Source organism: Paenibacillus sp. EKM301P, from assembly GCF_011800295.1.
Taxonomy (GTDB): Bacteria; Bacillota; Bacilli; order Paenibacillales; family Paenibacillaceae; genus Paenibacillus; species Paenibacillus polymyxa.
Genome location: NZ_JAALFM010000007.1, coordinates 219397 through 225979, shown reverse-complemented (window position 1 = coordinate 225979; position 6583 = coordinate 219397). Strand labels below are relative to the sequence as shown.

Sequence of the window (6583 nt, the reverse complement as noted above, 5' to 3'; positions counted from 1 at the left end):
CTGTGGTGTAGAGGCCTAACATGCCTGCCTGTCACGCAGGAGATCGCGGGTTCGAATCCCGTCAGTTCCGCCATTTTTCAGCTTAGTATTTTCGCCGTACTAAAGTGGGAAGGGGTATCCCTCCGCACTTTATTTTTTTGCCAATGGATATGGCTCGGTAGCTCAGTCGGTAGAGCAGAGGACTGAAAATCCTCGTGTCGGCGGTTCGATTCCGTCCCGAGCCACCTTTATATGGAGGATTAGCGAAGTGGCCAAACGCATCAGACTGTAAATCTGCTCCCTTACGGGTTCGGTGGTTCGAATCCATCATCCTCCACCAGTTTTACGAGCCATTAGCTCAGTTGGTAGAGCACCTGACTTTTAATCAGGGTGTCGAAGGTTCGAGTCCTTCATGGCTCATCAGAAGTCATCAACTATAAGTTGATGGCTTTTTTTGTATTGTTATAAGTTATGTTTTTATATAGCTTTTTATTTTAAGGTATCGACGGGTTATAATGAGTTCATTATGTTCGCTTAGTGTTTAATCTATATTCTAAAAAAAGTGAAGTGGTGATCGCGTGACTTTGGATACAGAATGGATTCAGCAACAGCTTCAGAATATAATTCAAGCGCCTTTTACCATAGTGCCTTGGTGCCCAGAAATGATGGCAGAAGGAGAAACAGCCGATTCAGTTATACCGGATAGATCGTTTGTTAGTGAGAATAAATTATATTTTCCGTTTCGTGCATCGGCAGGTGAACTGGCTGCTTTTGCGGTAGAGGACAGATATTTGACGGATCGAGAACGGAAGTTGATAGAAGCGTTACTGGGGAACATGGAACAAGTCTGGCAGAATGGTTCACGCTTGTCGATCAACCCAGCCTATAGCGAGGAAGAGCGGATGAATCGTTTTGGACAATGGCTCATACAGCAGGCTGCCGACCTAAACAGTGAGGAAGAAGTTCCCACTGAATTGGAGCTTCGTGATTCGTTATCAGCGTGTATGGTGCCTTTTTTACTGAATGGCGAGGGAACACAGGATGGGGCTATTACTTATACGCAGCTTCACCGATTGTTAGCGAGCTATTTTGGAGGGAATGTGCTGCTTACTCCATTAGACGAACAATCTTGGCTGATTCTCGCAAAAAAGGAGCTTTTATTAGGGGCCGACGATGAACGGGATAAAGATCCTGAGACTAGAGAGGCAGATTTTGCGGAACCACTTGAGGAGGTACTTACGGCTTTTAGCTTGGGGTTATATGAGCTTATCGCGAATGAATGGGTCGGTGTATTCCATTTGGCAATTTCCAAGCCTTCGGTCCCTTTGCAAAGTTTCCCCCACGAGCTGAATTTATTATGGGAGACGATCCATCTTGGCAAGCTTTTTCATGTAACAGAGCACATCCACCTTTCATGGGAGCTTCATTTGGAGAGACTGTTAAATCGCATTCCCAAGGAGCAGCGTGTACTATTTTTGGAGCAGGTAATGAAGTCATCTGTCATACTGGAAGACTCAGAAACGATGGCTACATTGGATATCTTTTTTCAACTGGATTGTAATGTGAGTGAGACAGCCAAGCGTCTGTATGTTCACCGTAATACGTTGATTTACCGTTTGGACAAGATTAAACAGGAGACCGGATTGGACGTGCGGACGTTTAATGATGCAGTTTTGGTCAAACTATATCTGTTATTGTACAAAGTGACAAAAAGGAAATAGCATTTTTGTGCAGTTTGCGAATAGCCAGGGTTTAGGTACTAGGGTAAGATACAAGTAGAAAATGTATTCGATTTCAAAACTTGACCTTGGGGAGGCAAAAGCTATGGCTGGCGTACGTTTAGAGCATATTTTTAAGAAATATCCGGGTGCAGAAAAAGCTACGGTTGTTGATGTCAATTTGGACATTCAAGATAAAGAATTTCTCGTATTGGTTGGTCCTTCCGGTTGTGGGAAGTCTACTACACTTCGTATGATTGCTGGTCTGGAGGAAATTTCAGACGGTAAATTGTACATTGGTGATCGTGTTGTGAACGATGTGGCTCCAAAAGACCGCGATATCGCGATGGTATTCCAATCCTATGCCTTGTATCCGCATATGAATGTATACCAAAACATGGCTTTTGGTCTGAAGCTCCGCAAGGTTAAAAAGGAAGAAATTGATAAACGCGTACGTGAAGCAGCTAAAATCCTTGATATTGAGCATCTGCTGGATCGCAAGCCGAAAGCGTTATCAGGCGGTCAGCGTCAGCGTGTTGCCTTGGGACGTGCGATTGTGCGTGACCCACAAGTCTTCTTGATGGATGAGCCACTGTCCAACTTGGATGCCAAGTTGCGTGGTCAAATGCGTGCAGAAATCACGAAGTTGGCTAAGCGTCTGGAAACGACCGTTATCTATGTAACACATGACCAGGTTGAAGCCATGACGATGGGTGATCGGATTGTAGTTATGAAGGATGGTATCATTCAACAAGCTGCATCCCCGGATGAACTGTACAACCGTCCAGTGAATCTGTTCGTTGCTGGTTTTATCGGCTCTCCTACAATGAACTTTATCTCAGGTAAGCTGGTTGAAAAAGAAGGTGCATTGCATTTCACAGCACCAGGTCTGGATCTGTTTGTACCTGAAGGTAAGGGACAGATTTTGAAAGCGAAAGGCTACATTGGCAAAGAAGTGATCTTGGGCATTCGACCTGAGGATATTCATGAAGAGCCTGTATTTTTGGAGGCTTCTCCGAACACGATCTTTACATCCACTGTGGATGTAACGGAAAATCTCGGTCATGAAATGCTGTTGTACCTGAGCGGTGCTGGAAACGATACGATTATTGCCCGTGTAGACGGACGTTCCAATACTCGTGATGGTGTCAAAGCGAAGTTGGCTGTTGATATGAACAAAGTTCATATTTTTGATAAGGAATCGGAATTGAGCATTCTGGTTGGCGAATAAGATCAGCCTCTGGAAGAGAGTCGCAGTTTTCCCAAGCGGAGAACTGCGACTCTTTTGTATATCATATCCGCTACTAGCTTCGGCATTGCATTCAATGGAAAATTCCGATACGATGGGTGTACAATGGTGCAGGTCTAGATTTAGACAAGGCTCGTTGGCAGGAGTTCCAGATTGGGGCCTCCAACTGTCAGGATAGGGATAGCCTGGAATCCTATTGTTAAATCAAGTGAAGTGTGGACTCATTCAGGATAGACTGCGTGGGGTTGTATGGTTAATAGAATAATGCTACATAAATCAAATGGCGTATAGAATCCGGTTTTTGCAGATGAGGAGAGAATACAATGGCTAAACAGGTAAAGGTATCCGAGCTTGTACAGCAATTCCAAATGGAGGTTATTTCCGGTGAAAAGGGTCTGCGCAGACTGATCACCGTGGACGATTTGAATCGCCCAGGCCTGGAGATGGCCGGGTATTTTGAATATCATACACAGGAGCGGGTACAGCTTTTGGGAAGGTCTGAGCTGGCCTTTCTGGGTATGCTGCCTCCTGAGGAGCGACGGGATCGAATGGAGCGTTTGTGTACAGAGCTGACTCCATGTATTATCATCACACGTGGCCTGGAGGTACCGGCCGAGCTAGTGGAAGCAAGTACAGAGCGAGATATTCCTGTACTGCGGACTAATATGGCGACGACGATTTTATCGAGCCGTATCACAGGTTTTCTGGAAAGAAAGCTGGCACCTACGGCAACTATTCATGGCGTATTATGTGACGTGTATGGCGTGGGAATGCTTATTACAGGCAGTAGTGGAATTGGTAAGAGTGAAACAGCACTGGAACTTGTCAAACGTGGGCATCGCTTGGTAGCAGATGATGCGGTAGAAATCCGGCAAACGTCCGATTTTCAGTTGCATGGAACAGCACCTGAACTCATTCGTCACCTGCTTGAAATTCGAGGCGTAGGCATTATTAATGTGATGACACTGTTTGGTGCTGGTGCAGTTCGTAATAATAAGCGAATTACACTGGTTGTCCGCCTGGAGGCATGGCAACAGGACAAGCAGTATGACCGTCTCGGTCTCGATGAAGAAACTACACGCATTATTGATACAGATGTTCCACTCGTTACGATTCCAGTTCGTCCAGGCCGAAATCTGGCTGTTATTATCGAGGTAGCGGCGATGAACTATCGTTTGAAACAAATGGGCGTTAATGCAGCCCTGCAATTTACAAACAAGCTGACTGCTACGATTTCTGAAGATATGGAAGAGATGGATTAAGGTTCGTTCGGTTGCAAGGAAGGACAAGGAGTGAGAGAAACATATGTCAACGGCAACATTACTGCTGAATCCGATTGCTTTTTCGATCGGGGCAATCAAGGTCCATTGGTATGGGCTTATTTTGGGGCTGGCGGCGCTTGTGGGTTTATATCTCGCCATCCGTGAGGGAAAAAGATTCGGTATTCCGCAGGAATTCTTTATGGATATGCTGCTTCTGGGTGTTCCATCGGCCATTATTGGAGCGCGTATTTATTATGTAGCCTTCAAATGGGAAGACTACCGGGATAATCTATGGGATATCTTTAAAATTTGGAATGGCGGTATCGCGATATATGGTGCCTTGATTGGTGCTATTATATGTGCGGTTATTTATTTCCGTTATAAAGGATATAACTTCTGGCGTGTTGCTGATATTTGTGCGCCGGGTCTATTAATCGGTCAAGCGATTGGACGCTGGGGTAATTTTGTCAATCAAGAGGCTTACGGTGGACCAACGGAGGAGACTTTTTTGCGCAGTCAGCTGCATCTACCGGATTTCATTGTGAATCAGATGAACGTTAACGGGGTGTTTCACCACCCTACGTTCCTGTACGAATCGCTGTGGAGTATTGTAGGCGTGATTTTGCTGCTTGTGATTCGCCGGATGAAATTTGTACGTGCGGGTGAAATGTTTGCATTTTACTTCATTTGGTACTCTATTGGTCGCTTTTTCATCGAGCGGGTGCGGACGGACAGCTTGGCCTTTCAGGGACCGGACTGGCTGGCTTCCTTTGTGAATGCTCTGTGGTCCCCTATGGTATGGCTAGGGTTTGAACCGGGGTACTTGGACCCGAATTACGGTAATGTACGGATCTCACAGTTGCTTGCTATTTTCATCATTGTGGCTGCCGTGATTTTTATCTTGGTTCGTCGTCGGAAGGGCTCGGCCGTTGCGAGATATAGCGACCCGATTGTCTCCAGCAAGACGGGGATTGATCAGGTACCTGATATGACGCCAGAACAAGTATCCCGTCCTGGGCAGGATGCGGTTTCTCCAACAGCCACAGCGGATAAGCTATCTAAGGAAGACACGGATGAGGACAAGAAGGAGCATCTATGATAAATACGATTTTGTTTGATTTAGACGGTACCATTATGGATACGAATGAGTTGATAATCAGCACATTTTTACACATTTTGAACCATCCAGATGCGGATCCGCTAACGCGGGAGCACATTATTCCTCATATGGGGGGAACGCTGGACGATCAACTCCGTACTTTTACGGGATTAACGGATGTATCTGGGCTAGTTAAAGACTACCGTGCTTATAATCAAATTCATCATGATCAAATGGTGAAGCCATTTCCATATGTTATTGAGGTTATTCAGGAGCTACGTGCACGAGGAATTAAGTTGGGGGTTGTGACAACTAAAATACGACCATCCACGATACGTGTACTTAACCTGTTTAATCTGACTTCCTCTATGGATTATATTGTTACGGTAGACGATGTGGAGCATCCGAAGCCTCACGCGGAGCCAGTGCTCAAGGCTTTGGCTGGTTTGAATGCTAAAGCGGAACATACGTTGATGGTTGGAGACAGTTCCTTTGATATTTTGTCAGCTCAGGCGGCAGGTGTGAAATCTGCAGGAGTGGCCTGGTCGCTCAAGGGTGAGGAAACTCTGCGCGGATATGGACCAGACTACATGCTATATGATATGAGGGATTTGCTGAAGCTGGAACTTCAAGGTGTCAATGTATCGTGAGAAAGGTGAACCGCTATCCTGTAGAAGGTCCCAATGCGTTGTGGCAAATTTATCGGACGGTGAGCCCTTGGAAAGGCGTTAAGAACTTCATTTTTATACAGATTGCCCGGTATTGTCCTGTGCTTTCTCTGAAAAATGTTATCTACCGCAGAATGCTGGGGATGAAGGTTGGGCAACATGCAGCCTTCGGTCTGATGGTGATGGTGGATGTTTTTTTTCCAGAGCATATTATAATCGGGAACAATTCGGTCATTGGATATAACACGACCATACTGGCTCATGAATACCTTATACAGGAGTATCGCATCGGTAAAGTGGTGATCGGGGATCGTGTGCTGATCGGCGCAAACACAACCATTTTGCCGGGTGTTACCATCGGTGACGGGGCTGTGGTAGCGGCCGGAGCGGTTGTGCATAAAGATGTGCCGGCAGGTGCTTTTGTAGGCGGTAATCCGTTGCGTGATTTAAGACGCTCTGGTGTGGATGAGTAGTCAATAGTATGATAAGAAGGGCCCCTTATGTATTAAGGGGTCCTTCTTGTGCAGTTTTTCTGTATAATAAGTGGGGTAATGCATGTTGGTTATGTTTAAAAATTGATAATAGATATTTTTGCAAAGCGATATGGG

The 6583-nt window shown here is 45.6% G+C and carries 7 protein-coding genes and 3 tRNA genes; all 10 read left to right on the top strand.

Annotation, left to right across the window (positions count from 1 at the left end; genetic code table 11):
• On the top strand, positions 1-186 hold a 186-nt coding region (locus HFD99_RS25780), incomplete at its 5' end, for a hypothetical protein (protein ID WP_207714782.1).
• A tRNA-Phe gene (locus tag HFD99_RS18190) sits at positions 152-224 on the top strand. The genes HFD99_RS25780 and HFD99_RS18190, both read left to right, overlap by 35 nt.
• Positions 225-233: 9 nt before the next feature.
• A tRNA-Tyr gene (locus HFD99_RS18185) sits at positions 234-319 on the top strand.
• Between the two features lie 7 nt (positions 320-326).
• Positions 327-399: transfer RNA gene (locus HFD99_RS18180), tRNA-Lys, on the top strand.
• Positions 400-557: 158 nt separating this feature from the next.
• A complete protein-coding gene (locus HFD99_RS18175) occupies positions 558-1700 on the top strand; it encodes a PucR family transcriptional regulator (protein WP_123796628.1) in 1143 nt (380 codons plus the stop codon).
• Positions 1701-1803: 103 nt separating this feature from the next.
• Positions 1804-2928, top strand: a complete 1125-nt coding sequence (locus HFD99_RS18170; RefSeq protein WP_019685783.1) for an ABC transporter ATP-binding protein — start codon at positions 1804-1806, stop codon at positions 2926-2928.
• A 341-nt stretch (positions 2929-3269) separates the two neighbouring features.
• On the top strand, positions 3270-4208 hold the full coding sequence (hprK, locus tag HFD99_RS18165) for an HPr(Ser) kinase/phosphatase (protein ID WP_016820103.1): 939 nt from the start codon (positions 3270-3272) through the stop codon (positions 4206-4208).
• Positions 4209-4251: 43 nt separating this feature from the next.
• Positions 4252-5307, top strand: coding sequence for a prolipoprotein diacylglyceryl transferase (lgt, locus tag HFD99_RS18160; protein WP_016820104.1), 1056 nt, complete (start codon positions 4252-4254; stop codon positions 5305-5307).
• A complete protein-coding gene (gene ppaX, locus HFD99_RS18155) occupies positions 5304-5957 on the top strand; it encodes a pyrophosphatase PpaX (protein WP_019685785.1) in 654 nt (217 codons plus the stop codon). The genes lgt and ppaX overlap by 4 nt, the downstream gene beginning before the upstream one ends.
• A complete protein-coding gene (locus HFD99_RS18150; RefSeq protein ID WP_025363689.1) occupies positions 5954-6448 on the top strand; it encodes an acyltransferase in 495 nt (164 codons plus the stop codon). Before ppaX ends, HFD99_RS18150 begins: the two co-directional genes overlap by 4 nt.
• Positions 6449-6583 lie beyond the last annotated feature (135 nt).